The sequence below is a fragment of the Asaia sp. BMEF1 genome, assembly GCF_051628905.1.
Classification (GTDB): Bacteria; Pseudomonadota; Alphaproteobacteria; order Acetobacterales; family Acetobacteraceae; genus Asaia.
In genome coordinates this window covers 2129853-2151145 of sequence record NZ_CP157575.1, presented here as the reverse complement: position 1 = coordinate 2151145, position 21293 = coordinate 2129853, and the positions used below count along the sequence as shown (strand labels likewise).

14 protein-coding genes are annotated in these 21293 nt (G+C 60.0%); 3 read left to right on the top strand and 11 right to left on the bottom strand.

All coding sequences use genetic code 11. The features are described from left to right. Positions 1-103: 103 nt before the first annotated feature. From ABHV46_RS09390 to ABHV46_RS09365, 6 genes are all read right to left on the bottom strand, one after another. Complete coding sequence (locus tag ABHV46_RS09390; protein ID WP_025842173.1) at positions 104-526, bottom strand: ExbD/TolR family protein; 423 nt, start codon at positions 524-526, stop codon at positions 104-106. A 2-nt stretch (positions 527-528) separates the two neighbouring features. Continuing rightward, positions 529-1569 carry a MotA/TolQ/ExbB proton channel family protein gene (locus tag ABHV46_RS09385; RefSeq protein WP_438381247.1) on the bottom strand — a complete coding sequence of 347 codons (1041 nt, stop codon included), beginning with the start codon at positions 1567-1569 and terminating at the stop codon, positions 529-531. Positions 1570-1769: 200 nt separating this feature from the next. After that, positions 1770-2429, bottom strand: coding sequence for an energy transducer TonB (locus ABHV46_RS09380; protein WP_336945746.1), 660 nt, complete (start codon positions 2427-2429; stop codon positions 1770-1772). 386 nt (positions 2430-2815) lie between these two features. Beyond that, positions 2816-3947, bottom strand: a protein-coding gene (gene prfB / locus ABHV46_RS09375) for a peptide chain release factor 2 (protein ID WP_336945745.1) whose coding sequence is annotated in 2 segments (ribosomal slippage) — positions 2816-3877 and positions 3879-3947 — 1131 coding nt in all. Because the reading frame shifts where the segments join, the coding sequence is not laid out codon by codon here. Positions 3948-3976: 29 nt separating this feature from the next. Then, positions 3977-6613 carry a penicillin-binding protein 1A gene (locus ABHV46_RS09370; RefSeq protein ID WP_438384334.1) on the bottom strand — a complete coding sequence of 879 codons (2637 nt, stop codon included), beginning with the start codon at positions 6611-6613 and terminating at the stop codon, positions 3977-3979. Between the two features lie 545 nt (positions 6614-7158). Next, entirely contained in the window at positions 7159-8289 is a 1131-nt protein-coding gene (locus tag ABHV46_RS09365; RefSeq protein ID WP_438384333.1) for an SMP-30/gluconolactonase/LRE family protein, read from the bottom strand. 307 nt (positions 8290-8596) lie between these two features. Here ABHV46_RS09365 and pgm point away from each other — a divergent pair, with 307 nt between their 5' ends. Together pgm and ABHV46_RS09355 are read left to right on the top strand one after the other, a co-directional pair. Further along, positions 8597-10243: a phosphoglucomutase (alpha-D-glucose-1,6-bisphosphate-dependent) gene (pgm, locus tag ABHV46_RS09360; protein ID WP_438381246.1), complete on the top strand. Its 1647-nt coding sequence runs from the start codon at positions 8597-8599 to the stop codon at positions 10241-10243. A 105-nt stretch (positions 10244-10348) separates the two neighbouring features. Further along, positions 10349-11728, top strand: a complete 1380-nt coding sequence (locus ABHV46_RS09355; RefSeq protein ID WP_438381245.1) for an alpha/beta hydrolase family protein — start codon at positions 10349-10351, stop codon at positions 11726-11728. A gap of 35 nt (positions 11729-11763) precedes the next feature. On the opposite strand, the gene ABHV46_RS09350 is transcribed toward ABHV46_RS09355, so the two are convergent. From ABHV46_RS09350 to hemC, 5 genes are all read right to left on the bottom strand, one after another. After that, a complete protein-coding gene (locus tag ABHV46_RS09350; RefSeq protein ID WP_438381244.1) occupies positions 11764-14064 on the bottom strand; it encodes a TonB-dependent receptor in 2301 nt (766 codons plus the stop codon). A gap of 274 nt (positions 14065-14338) precedes the next feature. Beyond that, on the bottom strand, positions 14339-14923 hold the full coding sequence (locus tag ABHV46_RS09345) for a cytochrome b (RefSeq protein WP_438381243.1): 585 nt from the start codon (positions 14921-14923) through the stop codon (positions 14339-14341). A gap of 12 nt (positions 14924-14935) precedes the next feature. Continuing rightward, entirely contained in the window at positions 14936-15373 is a 438-nt protein-coding gene (locus tag ABHV46_RS09340; RefSeq protein WP_336945740.1) for a pseudoazurin, read from the bottom strand. Positions 15374-15433: 60 nt separating this feature from the next. Next, the gene (gene katG, locus ABHV46_RS09335) at positions 15434-17668 is read right to left on the bottom strand and encodes a catalase/peroxidase HPI (RefSeq protein WP_438384331.1); all 2235 of its coding nucleotides are present in this window, start codon (positions 17666-17668) and stop codon (positions 15434-15436) included. A 157-nt stretch (positions 17669-17825) separates the two neighbouring features. Then, positions 17826-18878, bottom strand: a complete 1053-nt coding sequence (hemC, locus tag ABHV46_RS09330; RefSeq protein WP_336945739.1) for a hydroxymethylbilane synthase — start codon at positions 18876-18878, stop codon at positions 17826-17828. Between the two features lie 252 nt (positions 18879-19130). Between hemC and ABHV46_RS09325 the strand changes: the two genes are divergently transcribed. Next, positions 19131-21254, top strand: coding sequence for a TonB-dependent receptor (locus ABHV46_RS09325; protein ID WP_438381242.1), 2124 nt, complete (start codon positions 19131-19133; stop codon positions 21252-21254). Positions 21255-21293 lie beyond the last annotated feature (39 nt).

The window sequence follows — 21293 nt, the reverse complement described above, 5'->3', positions numbered from 1 at the left end:
CCAACAGGCGGAAAACCGGCAGAGGCCGGATTCAGGAAAAAACGGAGCCGGAAGACCCTGCCCTAAAGGCAGAGTCTTCCTGAAGCTGGGGTCCTGACCGGGATCAGGAGTGAGGCTGCTCGGTGATGAAATCGATGCGATAAATGCCAGCTTCCTGACAGGTAGCAACGATCTTGCCGACAGCTTCGTACCTTGCCTTGCCGTCACCCCGGATCTGGATCTGGGGCTGTGGCTTGATGACTGCGACCTTCTCGAGACGATCGAGCAGATCCTGATGACCGCGCAGAGGAATCTCGTTCCAGTACGCCTGACCATTCGCCGTGACCGCCAGGACAACATTGCCTGGCTTGGTCTGGGTCGGCTGGTTGGCGTCGCGCGGCAGCTGCACCTTCACGGAATGCGTCGCAACCGGGATGGTGATAAGGAAGATGATGAGAAGAACAAGCATCACGTCGACGAGCGGCGTCGTGTTGATCGCCGAGACGACTTCGTCTTCTTCACCACCCCCACCGACGTTCATTGCCATGATCAGGCAACTCGCGAGCTGGTGGTCGTGGTCGTCGGGGTGTGGTCACCACCGGTCGTCGGGGTCACGCCGTGACGGAAGCCACCCAGCAGGACGGACTGAACGTCGGCAGCGAAGTTGCGCACGCGATCCATGGCACCCTTGTTGCGACGAACGAGCAGGTTGTAGCCCAGCACGGCCGGAACGGCGGTGGCAAGACCGATAGCCGTCATGATGAGCGACTCACCAACCGGACCGGCAACCTTGTCGATCGATGCCTGGCCTGCAATGCCGATGGCGGTCAGAGCGTGATAGATACCCCAAACGGTGCCGAACAGACCGACGAACGGCGAAGTCGAACCCACGGTGCCGAGGAAGGCAAGGCCGCCCTGCAGACGCGTGTTGATGGTGTCGACCGAACGCTGAACGGACATGGCGGTCCAGCTATGCAGATCAATGGCGTCACGCATCGAACCTTCATGATGCTCGGCAGCAACGATACCCGTCTCGGCAATGTAGCGGAACGGCGAAGCAGGCTTCAGGGCAGCAGCACCTTCCTGAACGGTCGGCTTGGTCCAGAATTCACGAGCAGCTTCCTTGGAGGCGCCGAAAACCTTGGCCTGCTCGAGGAACTTCGTGACCATGATGATCCAGGTGCCGGCAGACATGATGACCATGATGATCAGAACGCTGCGGGAAATCACGTCGCCACCGTTCCACAGGGCACCCAGGCCGTACGGGTTTTCCTGGGATTTCGGGGCTGCCGTGTCGGCTGAAGCCTCAGGTGCCGGAGCGGCAGCATCAGGAGCCGGAGCGGCGGGCGCTGCCGCGTCGGGTGCCGGAGCGGCAGGGGCAGCGGCGTCAGGGGCCGGAGCGCCCGGAGCCGGGGCAGCAGGGGCCGGAGCTGCGGCATCAGGAGCAGCTTGGGGCGCTGCCGGAGCAGGCTGGGCAGCCGGGGCGTCCTGAGCAAGAGCAACGGCCGGCACGACCACACCTTGCGCCACGGCAAGCGTGACTGCCAGGGCCGGGGCGGCGAGAGCGGGAAGGCGGAACAGTCTCGTCATTAACTCCAAATCCTCTGAAAAAGAGCCCCTCAGAAAAGGACTCTGGCAGTGCCGACCCAATCTGGCTTGGGCGCGGCTTGGTTTATCACTTTATCGGGGCACGGAGGCTGCCTGCCCCCCTGCCCATCAGGAAGCGCCCCCGAGGGCTGCTTCCTTCACTCTTTGTGTGCGGTCAGGCATCGCTCCCGACCGCGCCGCACTTATTCGTCACCCAGGGTGAAGTTGATGTGCAGTGTATGATGGTGCTCGACCACAGCCTGACCGTTGGTAACGGCGGGCTGGTAGCGGGCCTTGCGGAGGAACTCCATGGCAGCCTCGACAAAGGCGTGTCCGCCCGTCGAATTGGTCACCTGGCAGTTCGAGGTGCGACCATCCGTGCCGATATCGCAGGCAACCGTCACGCTTCCTTCACGGTTTTCTTCCAGCATCTCCTCAGGGAAGACCGGACGAGCCCCGTTGATGGGCGCTGCACCGGCAGAATGATCAGGTACCGGCGGGCCGGGAGGCGCTGCGGGAGCCGGCGGCGCATTATTGGCGGGCGGCACGGGTGCCGGCGGCTTCTCATGCGTTACCTGCTTGATCACATGCTTCTGCGGCGGTGGCTGAATCTGGATCTTCGGCGGCGGAATATACGGCGGCGGCGGCGTCGTCATCTGCGGCGGCGGCGGTGGCGGCGGCGGCGGCGGCGGCTTCTTCGGTTCCGTGATGATCTTCGTCTTGATCGGCGGGTGGAACTGTTCGACGATTTTCGAACCCAGACCGTTCATCAAGGCGTAGATCACAACGACGTGGAAGAGCACAGCGATTGCGATGCCGACGATGTACTTCGTCGGGCGTCGCTCCTGCTCGGCGTAGTTCATCGGTTGTGTCACTCCAAACCCTCTGTCCTGTGCCCCACACCTCTCTCGCGAGAAGCGCGGACCGACTTGAAATTATCGCAACCGCCCCATGCGATTTGCGTTCCGGTCAAGCGTCAGTTTGGCCGACACATCCCGAAATGTTTACCATGCTCCTGACGCATGGCTCCCGTGCAAATTGGGCAAAGGTAAGGCACTGCTGTCAAGTCAGTTTCGTTTCGTTCATGCCGTTTTCCCTATCGCGTTGGTTTGCATACCAGCGACACGACACTTTGAGACACAGTGAAACGGAACATTAATTCACTGCAAGAGTAATATTTATGAAACGCGCAAAAAGGGGCTGAAAGTCTTGCACCGCAAGAGATTCAGCCCCAGACCGCCGGCAGCGCCTATTGAGCTGTGGCGCTTGCTTCAGAACGCGTTGCGCCAACGCGTTGAGCCAATGCGGCGGACATGAAAGCGTCAAGCGCGCCATCCAGCACTGCACCTGGATTGCCCGTCTCCACCCCTGTCCGCAGATCCTTGACCAACTGATACGGAGCCAGAACGTATGAGCGAATCTGGTGCCCCCAGCCGATTTCGGTCTTTGCCGCCTCAGTCTGGGCCGCTGCGGCCTCACGCTTTTGCAACTCGGCCTCGTACATGCGCGCCTTGAGCATCTGCATGGCCGTGGCACGGTTGCGATGCTGAGAACGGTCTGTCTGACACGCCACGACGATTCCCGTCGGGATATGCGTGATGCGAATCGCCGAATCGGTCTTGTTTACGTGCTGACCGCCCGCGCCTGACGCTCGAAAAGTGTCGACCTTCAGATCGCCATCGTTGATCTCGATCTCGATCGTATCGTCGACCACCGGATAGACCCAGACAGACGCAAACGACGTCTGGCGACGTGCCGCCGCATCGAAGGGCGAGATTCGCACCAGTCGATGCACCCCGGCCTCGGTCTTGAGCCAGCCATAGGCATTGGCGCCCGTCACCAGCAGCGTGGCAGATTTGATACCCGCCTGCTCGCCCTCACTGGTTTCCATGACCGTCACCTTGTAGCCGCGCTGCTCTGCCCAGCGGGTGTACATGCGCAGCATCATCTCGGCCCAGTCCTGAGCCTCGGTGCCACCAGCGCCCGCATTGACCTCGATATAGCAGTCATTGCTGTCTGCCTCACCCGAAAGCAGGCTCTCGATCTGACGGGCATTGGCCTGCTCGGCGAGCTTGCGCAAGGTCGCCACGGCTTCGGCCACGGTGTCCTGATCCTGCTCCTCTTCCGCCAGTTCGACGAGTTCGAGCATATCGACCGTGTCACGCTCGATCTTTTCGACGCCTTCGATCTGCGTAGCCAGCAGGGTGCGCTCGCGCATCAGCTTCTGTGCAGCGTCGGCATCGTTCCAGAGATCCGGGTCTTCTACGCGATGATTAAGTTCAGCGAGTCGTGTCTGTGCAGCATCCCAGTCAAAGATGCCTCCTCAGCAGTGCCACCGACTGCTTGATCTGCTCCGATAGGGCCTCGGTTTCGGCCGACATTGTTCATGCTCCCTGAATAGATTTGTGCCTCAATAAAGCCCGCCCATGCCGATGTCACCCGGAGGTTGCGCATTGGGGGCCTGAAGTTTTTTGGGAGCGCCCGAATTCTCGCCATTGGGGTCGCTTGGACCCGCCTGGCTGGCCGCTCCAGCCATATCGGTTTCCGTATCGTACAGATCGGTGCCCGTATCGGCGGCTGTAAGCGCCTCGGTGCCCGCACCGAAGCCATGCAGCGCGATGCTCATGCCCGGCACCTGATCGGCCTTGAACCCATCGACGGCCATGATACGCCCTGTGTCGTAGCGGGCCAGCGTTACCCCGTCAGGTACACGAAACTTGAGTTCAGGCCGCCCCTCGAGCGCGACCTTCATGAAGCGGTTCCAGATCGGTCCGGCAATTCGGCCACCTGTCTCGCTCTTGCCGAGCGATTGCGGCGTATCGAACCCGATCCAGACGATCGTGACGATATCGGGGGTGAAGCCGGCAAACCAGGCATCGCGGAAATCCTGGCTGGTGCCGGTCTTGCCTGCGATTTCGCGCGTGATGCCCTGCCCGGCGATAGTGCCGGTGCCACGTCTGATGACGTCCTGCATCATTGCCGTAATCTGGTAGGCACTGGCCGCGCTCGCAACCTGGCGCCGGTTATCCTGCAGATGGGGCACCTCCACGCTGCCCGCCACGGGCTGGCTTGCAGGAGGCTGCGCGGGCAACGCTGGCGTGGCGGGCGGCACAGCGGCATCGGGTGCGGGCGTGCCCTGCATGGCGGGCGCCACCGTGGCCGTCTGGTTCGGGGCCTGCATCGTTGTGCCCAGAGCTACGGTTTCGGGCTTCCAGAGAACGGTACCATCGCGATCGAGGACGGCGTCGATAAGAGACGGTGTGACGAGCCTGCCGCCATTGGCGATGGTGGCATAGGCCCCTGCCTCACGAAGCACCGTCGTCTCGACCGCGCCAAGGGCTGCGGGCAGCACATGTGGCATCTGATCGACCAGGCCGATGGAGATAGCCATATCGGCCACGGATTTCATGCCCAGATGGGCGGCAAGGCGAATGGTGACGAGGTTGCGGCTCTCACGCAACGCGTCATGAAGCGTGGTCGGACCCCAGTTATCCTGCTCGTAGTTCTTCGGGTGCCAGTCGCCATAGGAAACCGGGGCGTCGTCAAATTTTTCGGATGGCGGGATGCCCTGCTCCATCGCATCGAGATAAACGAAGGGCTTGAACGACGACCCCGGCTGGCGCAGCGCCTGCGTCGCACGGTTGAACTGCGACTCCTTGAACGACCAGCCGCCCACCATGGCCAGAACGCGCCCGGTGCGCGCATCGAGACTGACGAGTGCCCCCTCGACCTTCGGTACCTGACGCACGGCGACGCGGCCCGAATCGGCCTGGGGCTCGATCATGATCACATCACCAGCGGCCAGAGTGCCGCCACTGCGCATCCAGCCGAGATCCTTGGCCAGAACCTGCCCTTCCTGCGACTCACCATGCGAGAGCCAGCCTACACGGCCCTGTGCCGGGTTGAGCACGACTGCCAGACGCCACTGGTCTATCATGCCTGCCGGGGGCGTGACCTCCTTGAGCGCGGCGGCCCAGCTTTCACCGATATCATGCAGCTTTGTCACGGGTCCGCGCCAACGGCTGTGCCCACGATCATACTCCATGAGGCCCTGCCTCAGGCTGAGCGTTGCGGCATCCTGCAATTTGCGGTCGAGGCTGGTATGTACCTCGAGACCGCCCTGCATGGCGCGGTCGGGACCATAACGGTCAATAAGCTGCCGACGTACCTCGCTGCCGAACCACTCTGCATTGGGCAGCGGCCCGAAGCGCACCGCGTCATGCGGGATGAGCGGCTCCTTCTGTCCGGCATCAGCGGCCTCCCGCGAGATGGCGTGGATTTCCGCCATACGGTCGAGCACCCAGTTGCGGCGTTCGATGGCGCGCTCGGGATGGCGGTAGGGATTGTAATTGGCAGGCGATTTAGGGAGCGCACCCAGAAATGCCGCTTCGGCATCGGTCAGCTGGTCGAGTGGCTTGTTGAAATAGGTCTGCGCCGCCGCCGCCACGCCATAGGCGCCGTTACCGAGATAGATGCCGTTGAGATAGATCTCGAGAATCTTGTCCTTGCTGAGCGTCTGCTCGATACGCAGGGCGAGAAGAGCCTCTTTCTCCTTGCGCTCGAGCGTGCGCGCGTTGCTGTTGAGCAGCATGTTGCGCGCCACCTGCTGGGTGATGGTCGACGCCCCCAGAGCGCGCTTGCTGCGATGGGTCAGATTGGTCAGCTCGGCACGGATGATGGCGAGCGGGTCGAGCCCCGCATGGGTGTAGAAATTCTGGTCTTCAGGCGCGATGAACGCATTCTTCACCCGCTCGGGAATGGCGTTGATCGGCACATAGATCCGCCGCTCGGCCGCAAGCTCCGCCATGATGCGATCATCTGACGTATAAATACGGCTGACCGTCGGTGGCTGATAGGTTTTGAGTGTATCGACACTCGGCAGGTCGGAGGCAATCCGCTCATATTGATGCCAGACGAACAGCCCGGATCCCGCAACCCCGACCAGCGCAATACCCGTTGCAATCGCAAGGCCCTGACGCCAGCGCCTGAAGCGCGGACCACGGGGCGATCCACCTCGGCCTGACCGGCCGCGGCCCGTGCCCCCCATCGGTGCGCGCGGCGGCGCCCCTCCGTCAGACGCGGCAGCAAGCCACAGGGACGGGAACGCATCGGAAGAAAGGGCGGTAGAGGAGCGGATCATGATGAAAGATGTAGCAGCCTTGAGGAGACACGTCGCCCCCTGCAAACACGGGATAGGGGCACGAATATGGCAGGCCCGGTCGGGCCGTCACAGCCGATCTTTCCCAACGGCGATATACCCGACCCGTTCCTTGATCCGGCGTGAAGATCGATTCTGGCCTGTGACTTCGCTCGCCGGGTTTGCGTGACGCTTGCGAGGCCGCCCAGGGGGCGAAACAAGAGTGACCCACCCACACGCATCCGAGTGAAAGCAAACGCCTCTGACCGTCCCGGACATCCAGATGAAACAGGGGACAATCTGGCCCTGCGCTGAGCGGCAGAAAAGGGCGGCATTTTTCCCCAGCACATCGCCTGTACCGCCCCATTAAGGTCGCATGACCGATCCGGGAAGTTGCACGCGGAAGAATAATCCCGCGTGCAGATTGTCGAAGTCTTTTTTATTCGAAATCCTTGTCAGGACGGTGCAGCGCCCTGCACGCCGACCTGAAGCATGAACAACGCGCTACCGGCACACATGACGATATGGTCGCGCTTGGGACCGGCGAAGGTCAGATTCGAGCAGCCCTGCGGTAAACGGATGCGACCGATCAGCACACCGAGCGGATTGAAAACGAACACCCCGCACAAGCCCAGCGGCCCCGTCACACCGCACCACAGATTGCCGAACACATCGGCACGGAATCCGTCGGGATTCATCTGCGCTCCGTGAAACCGCATATCGGCAAAGACGCGCCCGTTTGTCAGGCTGTCCCCTTGCACGTCATAGACATGGATAGCCTGATCGCCCCCCTTTTTCTGGCCTGGTCCCGCCGGGGTAGAAGCGATATAAAGTTTCTTGAAATCGGGCGAGAAAACGAGACCGTTCGGGCAGGTGATCTCCTTTTCTGCCAGAACCGCCTTGAGCGTACCGTCAGGGGCAAGGCGAAACACATGGTCCTGCTGACGCTTCGTGCCACCGATCTCGCCGATCAGCTCGCGGCCGATCTTCCATTTGATCTTGCCGTCGGGATTCGTCGCCCCCCCCGGCTCGTCGGCATGGCCCTCGGTGATATTCGTGCCATAGCCAGGATCGGTGAACCAGATGCTGCCATCCGGGTGAATCACCACGTCATTGGGTGAATTGAGCCCCTTGCCTTCGAATTTATCGGCCAGAACCGTGACGCTGCCATCATGTTCGAACCGGACGACGCGACGAAAGAAATCCTCACAGGTGATCAGACGGCCCTGATAATCGAAGCAATTGCCATTGGCCGAGTAGCTGTCCGGACGAAACTCGGTGACTTCACCCGTTTCCCAGATATAGCGCAGCGCCTTGGACTGCACGACATCGCTGAACACGAGATAGCGGCCTTCACTGCTCCAGGCCGGGCCTTCGCTCCAGATACCCTTGTCCCAGATGCGTTTGATGGGCGCCGCGAAATAGGTCAGGGCGTTGAAGGACGGATCGAGCGCGAGCACGTCGGGATCGGGAAAATAGGCGGGTCCCGCGGCGCTACCCCATTGACGGACGGGCTGGCTGATGACGCTCGGCGGGCTGGCCGTGGCTTCGGAGGCTGCGCGTGCCGGGATGGCGGCACAGGCCATTCCCCCAAGTGCCGTGGTCAGAAACCCTCTGCGGGCGAGGGGCATTTTCAGGTCCATCATATCGTCCTGTGTGACTATGTCATTGGCATGCGCCACCGAGCATAACGCCATGCTGCGCCATCCAGACCAAAACGGTTTTGTATCAAGTTATTATCAACCATTCGTGACGAATGTCACATGATGGGTTTTTACCCATCGGAGACGCCTCAAAAGAGAAGGCAACCGGACACGCCACATTGACTTCAAGCCTTCAGGCGGTTTCACCTGACGCCATAAGGTTTGTCCGCACGATCAAGGATCCGATTTCATGACGACTGTCAGCCCCCTCGCCGGAAAGACGCTGCCCGCAGCCGATCTTGCCGATATTCCAGCCCTGATCTCGGCCTATTACAATCGCAAGCCAGACCCTGCCATTGCGACGCAGCGTGTGTCCTTCGGCACATCAGGCCATCGCGGATCGTCGCTACATACGAGTTTCAACGAAAATCACATCCTTGCCATCAGCGAAGCCATCTGCCGCTATCGCAAGGAAAAGAACATCACTGGCCCGCTTTTCATCGGCATCGACTCTCATGCTCTTTCGGCGCCAGCGCAACGCTCCGCCATCGAGGTTTTTGCCGCACACGGGATGGAAGTGCGCATTGATTGCCATGACCGCTTCACCCCCACGCCGGTCGTCTCTCATGCCATTCTGACGTATAATAGAGGTCGCACCGAAAACCTGGCCGATGGCGTGGTCATCACCCCGTCACATAATCCTCCGATAGATGGCGGCTTCAAATATAACCCGCCCCATGGCGGCCCGGCCGATACAGACATCACGAAAGTGATCCAGGATCAGGCCAATGCCTTTCTCTCTGCCGGGATGAAAGACGTGCATCGCCTGCCTTATGAAGAGGCCCGCAAGGCCGATTGCGTGCGCGGCCATGATTTCATCACGCCTTATGTCGACGATCTGGGTGCGGTGATCGATATGGACGCCATTCGCAACAGCACCATCCGTATCGGCATCGATCCGCTCGGTGGCGCAGCCCTCGATTACTGGCCAGCCATCATCAAGAAATACGATCTCAAGGCCAAGATCGTCAGCAATGAGCTCGACCCGGCCTTCGGCTTCATGACGGCAGACTGGGACGGGCAGATCCGTATGGATTGCTCCTCACCCTATGCCATGGCACGGCTGATCGGCATGGGCTCCGAATTCGACGTCGCTTTCGCTACGGACACGGACGCCGACCGCCACGGCATCGTCTCGCGCCCCGATGGGCTGATGAACCCCAATCATTATCTGGCAGTCGCCATCTGGTATCTCTTCACCCAGCGCAAGGACTGGGCCGCCAGTGCGAAGATCGGCAAGACGCTGGTCAGCTCGGCCTTAATCGACCGTGTGGCCAAAAAGATCGGCCGCGATGTGGTGGAAGTGCCGGTCGGGTTCAAATGGTTCGTCGACGGCCTCTATGACGGCAGCCTTGGTTTCGGTGGGGAGGAAAGCGCAGGAGCGTCCTTCCTGCGTCGTGATGGCAGCGTCTGGTCTACCGACAAGGACGGTCTCATTCTCGGCCTTCTGGCCGCAGAAATAACCGCTGTCACCGGCAAGACACCGGCAGAGCATTACCATGCACTCACTGCCGAACTCGGCGCGCCGTTCTATCAACGCATCGATGCGGCAGCGAACCCGGAACAGAAGGCCATTCTCTCAAAACTCACCCCCGAAAAACTTTCGATGACGCATCTGGCGGGCGATCCCGTCACGGCAACGTTGACGCGTGCGCCGGGTAATGATGCCGCTATCGGCGGCCTGAAAGTGACGACCGATAATGGCTGGTTCGCCGCCCGCCCTTCGGGCACGGAAGATGTCTACAAAATCTACGCCGAGAGCTTCGTCAGCGAAGCTCATCTGAAACAGATCCAGCAGGACGCACAGACCGCCATTTCGGCGCTCTTCAACGCCTGAGCCAGCAAGGCCCTTTTCCTGCGGGAAAAGGGCCTTTTTTATGCGAAGCCGTGCGACATGGCTTGGGGAGGTGTCGGCGGCGCATCGATCGAAAAGGGCTTGATCATGATTTTTCGTCGTTACGCCGGTCTGGCTTTTCTCGCCTGTTCGACCCTGACACCGGCCTGCGGGCGCACGCTCTCGGGCGACTGGCGCGGCGCGCTCTCATTGCCGCAAGGCGCAACGCTTCCGCTCGTTCTACATATGAAGGAAAAAGGGGTGGGCTGGAGCGCCTCGCTGGACAGCCCGACGCAAGGCGCGTTTGGGCTCGCCGTTCAGGACGTGACACTCGACGGCAAAGCCCTCACGCTCACCCTGCCAACACTCGGCGCCCGGTACGTCGGTCAGGTTGATGAGCACGACAACAGCCTCGAAGGGACATGGTATCAGGGGACGAGTCATCTACCCCTTACCCTGACACAATCGGCCCCGGCCCCTCCACCGATAATGAGCCGCCCCCAGATTCCGCACCCGCCTTTCCCTTATCGGAGCGAAGAGGTGGCGTTCGATAATCCCGCAGGCCCGGCTCATCTGACCGGCACCCTTACCCTGCCTGCAGGCAAAGGGCCATTTCCCGCCGTGTTGCTCATCACCGGCTCAGGGTTGCAGGACCGGGACGAAACGATTTTCGGCCATAAGCCTTTTCTCGTCTGGGCAGACACACTCACACGTCGCGGCGTTGCCGTGCTGCGTGTCGATGACCGTCAGAAAGGCGGCTCGACCGGACCGGTCAGCACCGCGACCACTCAGGACTTCGCCTACGATACTGAAGCGGGCCTGACCTATCTGCGACACCGGAAGGATATCGATCCGCACAGGATCGGGCTCATGGGCCATAGCGAAGGCGGCATTATCGCCCCGATGATTGCGGCTCAGGACAGGAAGGTCGCGTTTATCGTCCTGCTGGCAGGGCCGGCAACCAAGGGCCGACAGATCATTCTGGCGCAGCAAGACCATGCCGCAAGACTGCAGGGCAATTCCGATGCGGCAATCGCCGCCTCTGATGCCGCCTATAACGGCCTCATGGATACGCTGTCTCCTGATCAGTCACGGGCCGAGGCAGACAAGGCGGCTCAAGCATTCTGGGCGCGCCAGCATCCGGATAGCCCCGCCCTGCCTCCGCAACTGAAAGTCCTGACATCGCCATGGATGCGGTTTTACGATCGATACGATCCGGCGCCTGCCTTGGCCAAGACCACATGCCCGGTTCTCGCTGTTATCGGTGAGAAAGACCGGCAGGTGCCTCCCGATCAGACCCTGCCCGCCCTGAAAGCTGCGCTTGCCCGCAACAGCCATGCGACCATCCGGGAGCTACCAAGTCTGAACCATCTATTCCAGCAAGCCGATACGGGCGACGTCGCCGAATACGCGCGGATCGATGAGGATATCGATCCGCTGGCTCTCGCAGTCGTCTCAGACTGGATTGTCAAACAAACCACCCGCTAGAGAATGCCCTTGAGGCTGCATTCTAACGCTCGTCATTATTCGTAATTGCCTGAAACACTGACCACCGCAGCAAAGCCCGAGCCGACATCGTAAGTCGGCTGGGCGCCGGTCAGGGAGCCGCCATAAACACCGCGTTGTACGCTGGCGGCAGCGGTATAGCCATAGACACCCGAGAGATAATGCTGGTCGGAGATATTGATCAGGTTCAGCATCAGCCTGGGCGAAATATGCCCGATTTTGGGGAGTCGGCGCCCGAGAGAGACATCGGCGGTCATATAGGCCGGAATGCCCTGATCGTTCATGAGCGTGGCATATTGCGCATCTGAATAACGCAGGTTGAACGTGCCAAAATTCGCCCCGTCATCGTAGCTCAGACCGGCAGTAGCCAGAAATTTGGGTGCGCCCGGCTCCTGCTTGCCTTTAGTCGGCAGATAATCGCCCTGATAGGACACGTTGTTGCCGATGCGCGAGCTCATATACTGCCCTGAGGCATAAACACTCAGATGATGCCAGGGATGGGTCGCCAGCTCGATCTGTACGCCATCGGCCGTCTGGCCACCCGCGTCGATGATCTGCGAAATCATGTTCGTGGTACCGGCCTGATAGACCGAACTCGTGATCTGATGATGGGTCATATCATAATGAAAATAAGCGATATTCGCCATCATCGCCCCGCTATAGCGATAGCCGATTTCCTCACCGATCATATATTCAGGTTCGTAAGGGTTCAAAGGCTGCGTGGTCGGCTGTCCGGTGTAATGGCTGTACATGGCAACCTGCGAACTCAGACTGCTCGGCAGACGATACCCTGTCGTGCCGTTGATATAGAGCTGATGCGCCGGGGCGAAACGATAGCTCATCGTTACCTGCGGCGCCGGGACGAACACGTTCTTTACCGATTTATAGGGCGAGGCACCGGGCAGATCCATCGTGTATTGCCGATTGAACATACCGGTCTTGAGCGCCGCTTCGAGAATCAGACGATCATGGAGCAGGCTGACCTTGTCCCGGATCGCCAGGGTGCTGGCTTGCTGCATCGCATTTTCAGCGTCTTCATTGATCGCCAGCCCGTTGGCCGTGAGATAGCCGGTCGAGCGTGTCCATTGGCCGGCCTGATTGATCGGATAATAGCGCTGGTTCGAAGACTGATTTGCATAGGAATACCAATAGGACAGACTGAGCGTGTTGAAAGATTTCTTCCAGCTACCCACCAGAGTGAGGCCAGAAGACAGCGTGAACCACGGCTGATGCACGACCGTCTTGATGCTGGCTGAAGACGGGGCATAGCCATCGAGATGATCGTAACGCTGCGTCCCGACATAGCCATTCGAGACGGGCACAGTCGCCCCCCAGAAATACGGTCCGTTGAACTCCACCCCATACGCCGTGGCGTCGAGAGAAAGTCCGCGATCGAACTCGAAATGGTTTTTCAGCGCCCCGTAAACCGTCCCGGTATTGCGCTTGTTGATTTCGTAAAATCCGGGCGAGGACGGGTCTTTATTGGCATTATAGCCCACGCCATACTGATTCCACTGACCGAGCGTCGGATAGAGCCATGAAGTCTGATCCGATTTTGTGTAGCCGAAAATCGCCTCTGAATCGCTGCTGGCGTTCCAGTTCTTGGTCAGTGCGGCATCGACATGCCAACGGCTGACCGAACCGGGGCCGCGCCAGAGATTGCCGCTCGAATAGGAGCCCGAAACGAAACCGTAAACACCGGTATGACCGATCTCACCCGTGTCGTAGCGCAGAAATTCCTTGTTCAGGCTATGCGTGCCGCCCGAAGCCTGAACGAAAAGATTTTGATGCGTTTCCGGGCGCCGCATCGTCATGGAAAGCTGGGCGCCCACGGCATTATAGACCGGCGCGTTCATATCTGATGACCCCTGCATGACAGAGATCGATCCCATATTCTCGGGATCGACCATCGAGGGCGTATAGACGCTATAGGTAAACGGATTGGCGGCTGGAATGCCTTCGAGCGTCACGCCGATTTCGGTGCGGTCAAGGCCGCGGATATGGAAGGATTCGAACGAGGCCGTCAGCGGGCCCTGACTCGAGGCGACCACCCCCGGCAGATTGGCAATAAGCCCTGTCGGGGTGGACATGGGCGATTGCTTGGAAATGAAGTCCGCCGTCAGCGTGCTGATGGTTTTGGGAGTGGTATGAGCGATCATCATGCCGCCACCCGCCCCATGATGCCGGGCCGAGACTGTCACGTTTTCTTCCACCGCTTTGGCGCGCGTTTTAGCCTTGGGCGTCGCCAAAGGGAGCGCTCGATGGGTTGGCTGTCGCTTCTCTCCGATGCGCGGCGTTTTGGGGGAAGAAGATTGCATAGGCAGCTCTGCCGCCTGAGCCGTGCAGTAAACCTGCGTCAGGAGACAACCACAAAGCAGAATATGTCTTCGCATCGCGCACCATGCTTCTTGATCTTGATAAGGCGCGATCACTTACGAAACTATTTTACTCTATAATACCCGTTTATAAAAACTTCATATTTCACCACACAACAACTTGTTCGAATACATAAAACGATCATTTTTATCTCGTTTCCGTGTGGTTTTCTTCTTGGCAATTCTGACGTCTTTCCCATTTCTCTCCCCCTCTTTTTTAGGGGCGTTTACTCCAGCTGAAGCGGGGCAGAATCTGGGTGAAAACACCATCCTTTCTGATCAGGCCGTGCCAGAGAGCCGCTGCGATATGACCGGCTATGAGAGCCGCCAACATCCATCCTGCCCAGTGATGCACCTCACGGAGCGGCGCTTCAAAACGACCATCCGCAGGAAAGGGAAGAAGCGGCCAGTCGAACAGGCCGAAAAGGCTCAGAGGCAGCGCCAGGCTCGAGGCCGAGGCCAGAGCCCAGCCGCTCAGCGGCGACACCATCTGCCCGACATACAGCAGGAAATGGGTCGATGCCGCGAGTTTTCTGACCATGGGGGCCACCGAAGCCGGCAGGACGGGTGGCTTGTGGCCCAGGCGCCAGAAAAGACGAAAGGCAATGAGAACGAGCGCCACGATACCCAGCGCACGATGGGTCTGGAACAGGGAGAACGCGACCATATCGTCGAGGGTCGCGTGATCCATCACCAGACCGAGGCCGATCTGGGTCAGGATCAGAGCCGCGATCAGCCAATGCAGCAGGCTGGCCATCCGCGTATAACGCGGCGCGACAGCGCTCATATCGGGCTGGATCATGGCTCCCGGCCTTCAGGAATGATCGAGCTGGGCGAAAAGCTGATCGAAGCGCATTCTGGCAGCGCCCGGCTGCGAGACTGATTTCGCCTCGGCTTCGTTCACAGGCTTGTCGACCACGACGAGCCCAACCATGCCGAGAAAATAATGCGGCAGGCATTTATAGCCATAGAGGCCCGGCTTCGAAAAAGTGACGCTCACATCGTGCCCCATCTGACCTGCGAAAGGCGTCGCACCGTCAGGGATCATGCCGGTAATGGACTGGGCGTTGTGCCCCGGATCACTGGCCACGAAATGGACTGTGTCACCCGGATGGATATGCACGATAGCCGGGTCGAAGCCTCTGCCGCCATTGGCGGCGTGAGACAGCATCTTGACCTCAACCGTTGCCGCCTGGGCAGCAAGGGGCATCATGGCGGCGCAGAGCGCCAGGGCGCGTATCGTTCTGGACATGGGTTATTCTCCCGACCCGCCAGCGCCGCAGCACTGACGGGTTCTTGCGTTTTCAGACGCTCAGTTGCGGTGCAGATCGAAACGGTCGAGAGTCATGACCTTGGTCCAGGCCTTGGCGAAATCATTGACGAATTTCGACTTGGCATCGTCCGAGGCATAAACTTCGACCACGGCGCGCAGCTCGGCGCTTGCACCGAAAATCAGATCGACCGAGGAGGCCGTCCAGCGCTGCTTGTTGGTCTCACGGTCGAAACCGTCATAGACACCCGGCTGGGAGGCCGATTTTTCCCAACGCGTGGACATGTCGAGCAGATTGACGAAGAAGTCGTTGCTCAGCGTACCCGGACGGGTTGTCAGAACACCCTGCTCAGAATGGGCCGTGTTGATATCGAGCACACGCAGCCCGCCCAGCAGAACCGTCATTTCCGGCACAGTCAGATCGAGATTACCCGCACGATCGACCAGCATTTCGGTTGGCGATTTCTCGTCCTGCTCCGCACGGTAGTAGTTGCGGAAGGCATCGGCATTGAGTTCGAGCAGGGCGAAGCTCTTCTTGTCGGTCTGTTCCGGCCCGGCATCCACACGACCCGGTGCGAAAGGCAGGTCAAGACTGACACCGGCCTTCTTCGCGGCCTGTTCGACACCGACATTACCCGACAGCACGATCACATCGGCCAGAGAGACCTTGCGACCGTGATGATTGGCGCTGTTGAAGTGCTTCTGCACGGCTTCGAGCTTCGGCAGCACGACCTGCAGATCTGCCGGATCGTTCACCGCCCAGTCGCTCTCTGGCGCCAGACGGATACGGGCACCATTGGCCCCACCGCGATGGTCGGAGGTGCGGAAAGACGCGGCAGAGGCCCAGGCGGTCTTGATCAGGTCCCGTTCTGAAACGCCCGATGCCGCAATCGCCTTCTTCAGCTCACGGATATCGGCCTGGTTGATCATCGCGCCCTGCGCAGCGGGAAGCGGGTCCTGCCACAGGAAATCGGCTGCCGGGACTTCAGACCCGAAATAGCGCGATTTCGGTCCCATATCGCGGTGGGTCAGCTTGAACCAGGCATGAGCGAATGCATCGGCAAACTGCTCGGGATGAGCTGCCCAGCGCGTGATGATGGCGCGATAGGACGGATCGGTGCGCAGCGCGATATCGGTCGTGAACATCATGAGCGGATGCGCCTTTGTCGGGTCGCTGGCATCCGGCACGATATTCTCGGCGTCCTTGGGCATCCACTGGATGGCGCCGGCAGGGCTCTTTGTCTTGACCCATTCATGGCCGAGCAGATTATCGAGATATTGCGAGGTAAAGTGGATCGGATCGGCCGACCAGGCGCCTTCAAGCCCGCTGGTGATGGCATCGGTCGCCTTCAGCTTGCCCTTTACGCAATGATTGGCCCAGCCCAGGCCTTGCTGCTCAACGGGAGCGGCTGCAGGAGCGTCCCCTACGCATTTGGTGGCGGAAGCCGCACCATGTGCCTTGCCGAAGGTGTGGCCACCGGCGATCAGCGCCACGGTTTCTTCATCGTTCATGGCCATGCGGCCAAAAGCGAGACGGATCATATCGGCGGCAGCGGCCGGATCGGGCACGCCATTGGGGCCTTCGGGATTGACGTAGATCAGGCCTTTGGTGGTCGAGGCGAGCGGCTTGGGCAGATGACCGCCGGGCTCAACGCTGGACTTCTTGATCTGCGAATCGACGTTCGAGCTCATGAACTGGGTGCCGGGGCCCCAGTAAACCAGTTCGCTTTCCCAGTCATCGGCGCGACCGCCAGCAAACCCAAGGGTCTTGAAGCCCATGGATTCAAGCGCAACATTGCCGGTCAGCACCATCAGATCGCCCCATGACAGGTCGCGACCGTATTTCTTCTTGACCGGCCAGAGCAAACGGCGGGCCTTATCTAGGCTTGCATTATCGGGCCAGCTGTTCAGCTGCTCGAAACGCTGTTCGCCGCCTTCTTCACCGCCGCGGCCATCCATGGCGCGATAGGTACCCGCCGCATGCCAGGCCATACGCACGAAGAACGGCGCATACGTGCCGTAATCGGCAGGCCACCAGGGCTGCGACTGGGTGAGGGTCTTGCGGATATCGGCCTTGACCGCATTCAAGTCCAGCTTCTGGAAATCATGCGTGTAGTCGAAATCGGCACCATAAGGGTTGGACTCGGCGGCATGCAGGCGCAGCGGGGCAAGGCTGAGGCGGGTCGGCCAGAAGAATTCGTTGGGCTTTTCGATACCGTCAGCCTGCGCCGAACGAGGCATGGTGGTCAGGGTCGTGGTGGCAATCAGAATCGCCATACCGCATTTCAAGAGCTTCACTTCAATACTCCCAATTTCATGATAATGACACGACGAATGCCGAAATCATTATTGTTGTGTTCTACCTAGAGACCGGTTTGTTATTTATCCAACCGATTGTTCTTATATCTCTGACAGGAAATACCCTGTTGGAACCTCACCAGCCCGGCTGACCGATCAGACGGTCGAAAACCGCATCAGGCGTGTCACGACGCAGCATGGCGGCCATCTCGATCCCCAGAGCCGCAGCCTCTCCTGGCTGGCCTTCGATACGCCGCCTGACGACACAGGCGCCGTCTTCGGAGGCGATCAGCCCGTGCAGGATCAGCCGCCCTTTCTCCAGACGGGCGAAGCCGCCGATGGGCGTGCGGCACGAGCCGTCCAACGCCTCGAGCAGGGCGCGCTCTGCGGTTGCGGCTAGGCGCGTTGCCGTGTCTTCGATACCGGCCAGAAGCCCCCGCAACCCGGCATCGCGACGACGCAGTGTCACGCCGATAATGCCCTGACCGCAGGCTGGCAGCATCGCCTCCGGCTCGAACACGACGTCGGCACGCGAGCCGAGGCCAAGCCGGTTCAGACCGGCCAGCGCCAGAAAAGTCGCATCGCAGGCTCCCTCTTCCAGCTTGCGCAGCCTTGTCTGCACATTCCCGCGTATCAGGCAGAAACGCAGATCGGGACGGCGCGCCAGCAACTGGGCCTGACGACGAATGGAGGCACAGCCGATAACCGCCCCCTTTGGCAGACAATCCAGCGCATCCCCTCCTGAGACAACGGCATCACGATCGCGCAGCACCAGAGCATCGCGCGGGTCTTCACGACGGAGCGTGCAATCCAGAACCAGATCATCGGGCAAAAAGGTTTCCAGATCCTTGAGGCTATGCACGGCAAAATCGATGACGCCTGCGCGCAGCGATTCATGGATCTCTTTCGAGAACAGTCCCTTCCCGCCGATATCGGCCAGACGCCTGACCTGATCGCGGTCGCCCCGCGTGGAGATGGGACATTCCTGGAGGGAACCGAATATCTCGAGAAAGGGATAAGCCGCCCCGAGCTGCGCCATGAAGCTGCGCGACTGCACGAGCGCCAGAGGTGAGGCACGCGTGCCGATACGCAGCGTCCGGCCGAACGCCGGATGCTGAAGAAGCTCCCGCGGCAGAGCGGCGGCAGCAATCGGATCGATCGACAGGGGGCGTGCAAGGGTAAGGGTCATGACGGGAAGAGATACAATCTGAACCGAAGTAAATTGTAACTGTTAGTTCCGGGCTCAGTGACAAGCCTGACCTATTTGAACAGGCGTGCGGAGCTGAAGTACACGCCACAGGAGAGGCAACCCTGTGCTTTGCCAGCCACAGGGAAGATAATCCTGATCGAGCGACGTCCTTCGCTGAGAGTAACAACTTGTTAAGTGATAATGATTCTCATTATCAAAATCTTCCATTTTTTCTGGAAGGTTCCCTCTCTCATGCATCGCCGCTGCGTGCGCCCCAGCAAGGGCCGAAACGATTCAGCCACCCGTTACGTCTGCCTCGCCCTGATAACGGGATCGCTCTGCGTGCCGGACATGGCACTGGCTGACGACACAGAGAAAACGCCTGGCGCCAGCGCAATCACGCCAGCAAAGAAAACGAAAGCAGCCAAAAGCGAGGCCGACAGCGCAAACCCGACCGAAACGATCATTGTGGTGGGCGACAAGCTGGATCGGCTTCAAAATACCAACAGTGCCACAACGATCCTGCGCCATCTCGATGCCAGCGAGTATCGGTCGCTCTATGACGTGGTCAATCGCGTGCCGAACATGATTGGCAACGCCGCCGATATACCGACCATACGCGGCATGACCGGCTCTGGCGCAGCGGGCGGTATTTTCAGCCTGATGTCGGGCAGCCGCCCAAGAACGGCCACCATCATAGATGGCCTGCCCGAAACCTATTCGGGCCAGCGTTATGTCGATGCGGGCACGTGGGACATGGATCAGGTCAGCGTTCTGCGCGGCCCGCAGGCGACCACGCAGGGTCGAAATGCCATCGGTGGCGCCATCACGCTCAATTCGAAGGCACCGACGCAATACTGGCAGGCAGGCGTCAGAGGCGGCTATGAAAGCTCAGGCAGCAAGGGCGTTTTTGCCGGGGTTCTATCCGGCCCGATCATCAAGGACGAGCTGGCCTTTCGCATTACGGGCGATGGCGTGCGGGGCGATAGTTATATCCGCTATCCAGGCGATGGCTGGCCTTTCAACCCGCATGAGGTGAGCCAGACCTCGATACGCGGCAAGCTGCTCTGGACGCCTAAAATCCTGCCCGCTCTCAAGGTCACGCTCATGGGCTGGCATCGTGAGCAGCATGGTGAATATCTCTACACCGCGACGGGCCCCGATCTGTTTCGCTATCGCTTCGACAATCCTGACATGAATACGCGCATCTCGGATTCGAGCATCGATCAGGCCAGCCTGCGCGCCAGCTACCGCATCAGCCCGTCTCTGACCAACGAACTGACCTACGGCCATGTCTGGTACGACGCGCTCTTTCATCAGGGCAACGCCCTCGGCACTGCCAACAGCCTGGGGCATCTCGCCCTGCGCGAGCAGAACAATACCGTTGAAGACCGGCTGGTTCTTGCCCCGGCCCATAGCCGTCTCAATGGCGTGGCCGGATTCTACTATTTCAACCGCGACCAGACCATCCGCTCGGATATGGGCGTGAACGGCCCCGATGCCGAACGCACCTATGCAGGTTATCTCGATGGCACCCTGCATCTGATCGGCGGGCTGAGCCTGATCGCCGGTGCCCGTGTGGAACGGGAGGAACAGGCGCGCAATGTGGCGCTCTCATGGGGAAAAGTCGCCCTCAATGCGGGCACGACCATGTTCCTGCCCAAGGGCGGGTTGAGCTACAGCTTCACCCCGGTCACAAGCGCCAGCTTTACCGTGCGGCGCGGCTATAATCCGGGCGGCGGCGCCATCGACTGGGATAACGGCACCTATTACCAGTACGGCAAGGAAACGGTGACGACCTACGAACTGGGCGGCCATACCGAGCTTCTGGATCGCAAACTCAGCCTGAACACCAATCTGTTTTACAACGACTATCATGATTATCAGGACCTGCTGAACTATACCTTCGTCAATATCCCGCATGGGCGCAGCCTCGGTCTGGAGCTCGAAGCGATCTATCACGTCACGAAAAGCCTCGAGCTATTCGGTGGGCTCGGTCTTCTGGACACCAAGATTCTCGACGCGCCTGAGGCCTACCGCTCGGTCGTAGGCAAGAAGTTCAGCAACGCTCCCTCGGCAACGCTCAATATCGGCGTGGAGAAAAGCTTCAGAAACGGCTTCTTCTTGGGCGCCAATTTCAACCGTGTAGGCAGTTACGCGTCACAGGTCGAAAGCGGCACGGGGCTGGTCGCAGGCGACTACAATGTGCTCAACGCCCATCTGGGTTACCGCACACGCCATTACACGATCCGCTTCTATACGAAGAACCTGACCAACGAGAATATCCTGTTCAGCGGTCGCACCAACTGGGCCGGTCTTCAGGCCCAGGTTGGTCAACCACGCGCCTTTGGCTTCACGATCGACGGGCGGCTCTAGCCCGGCTTTCCTGCCCTGTGAAAGCAGGGCAGGCGTTTT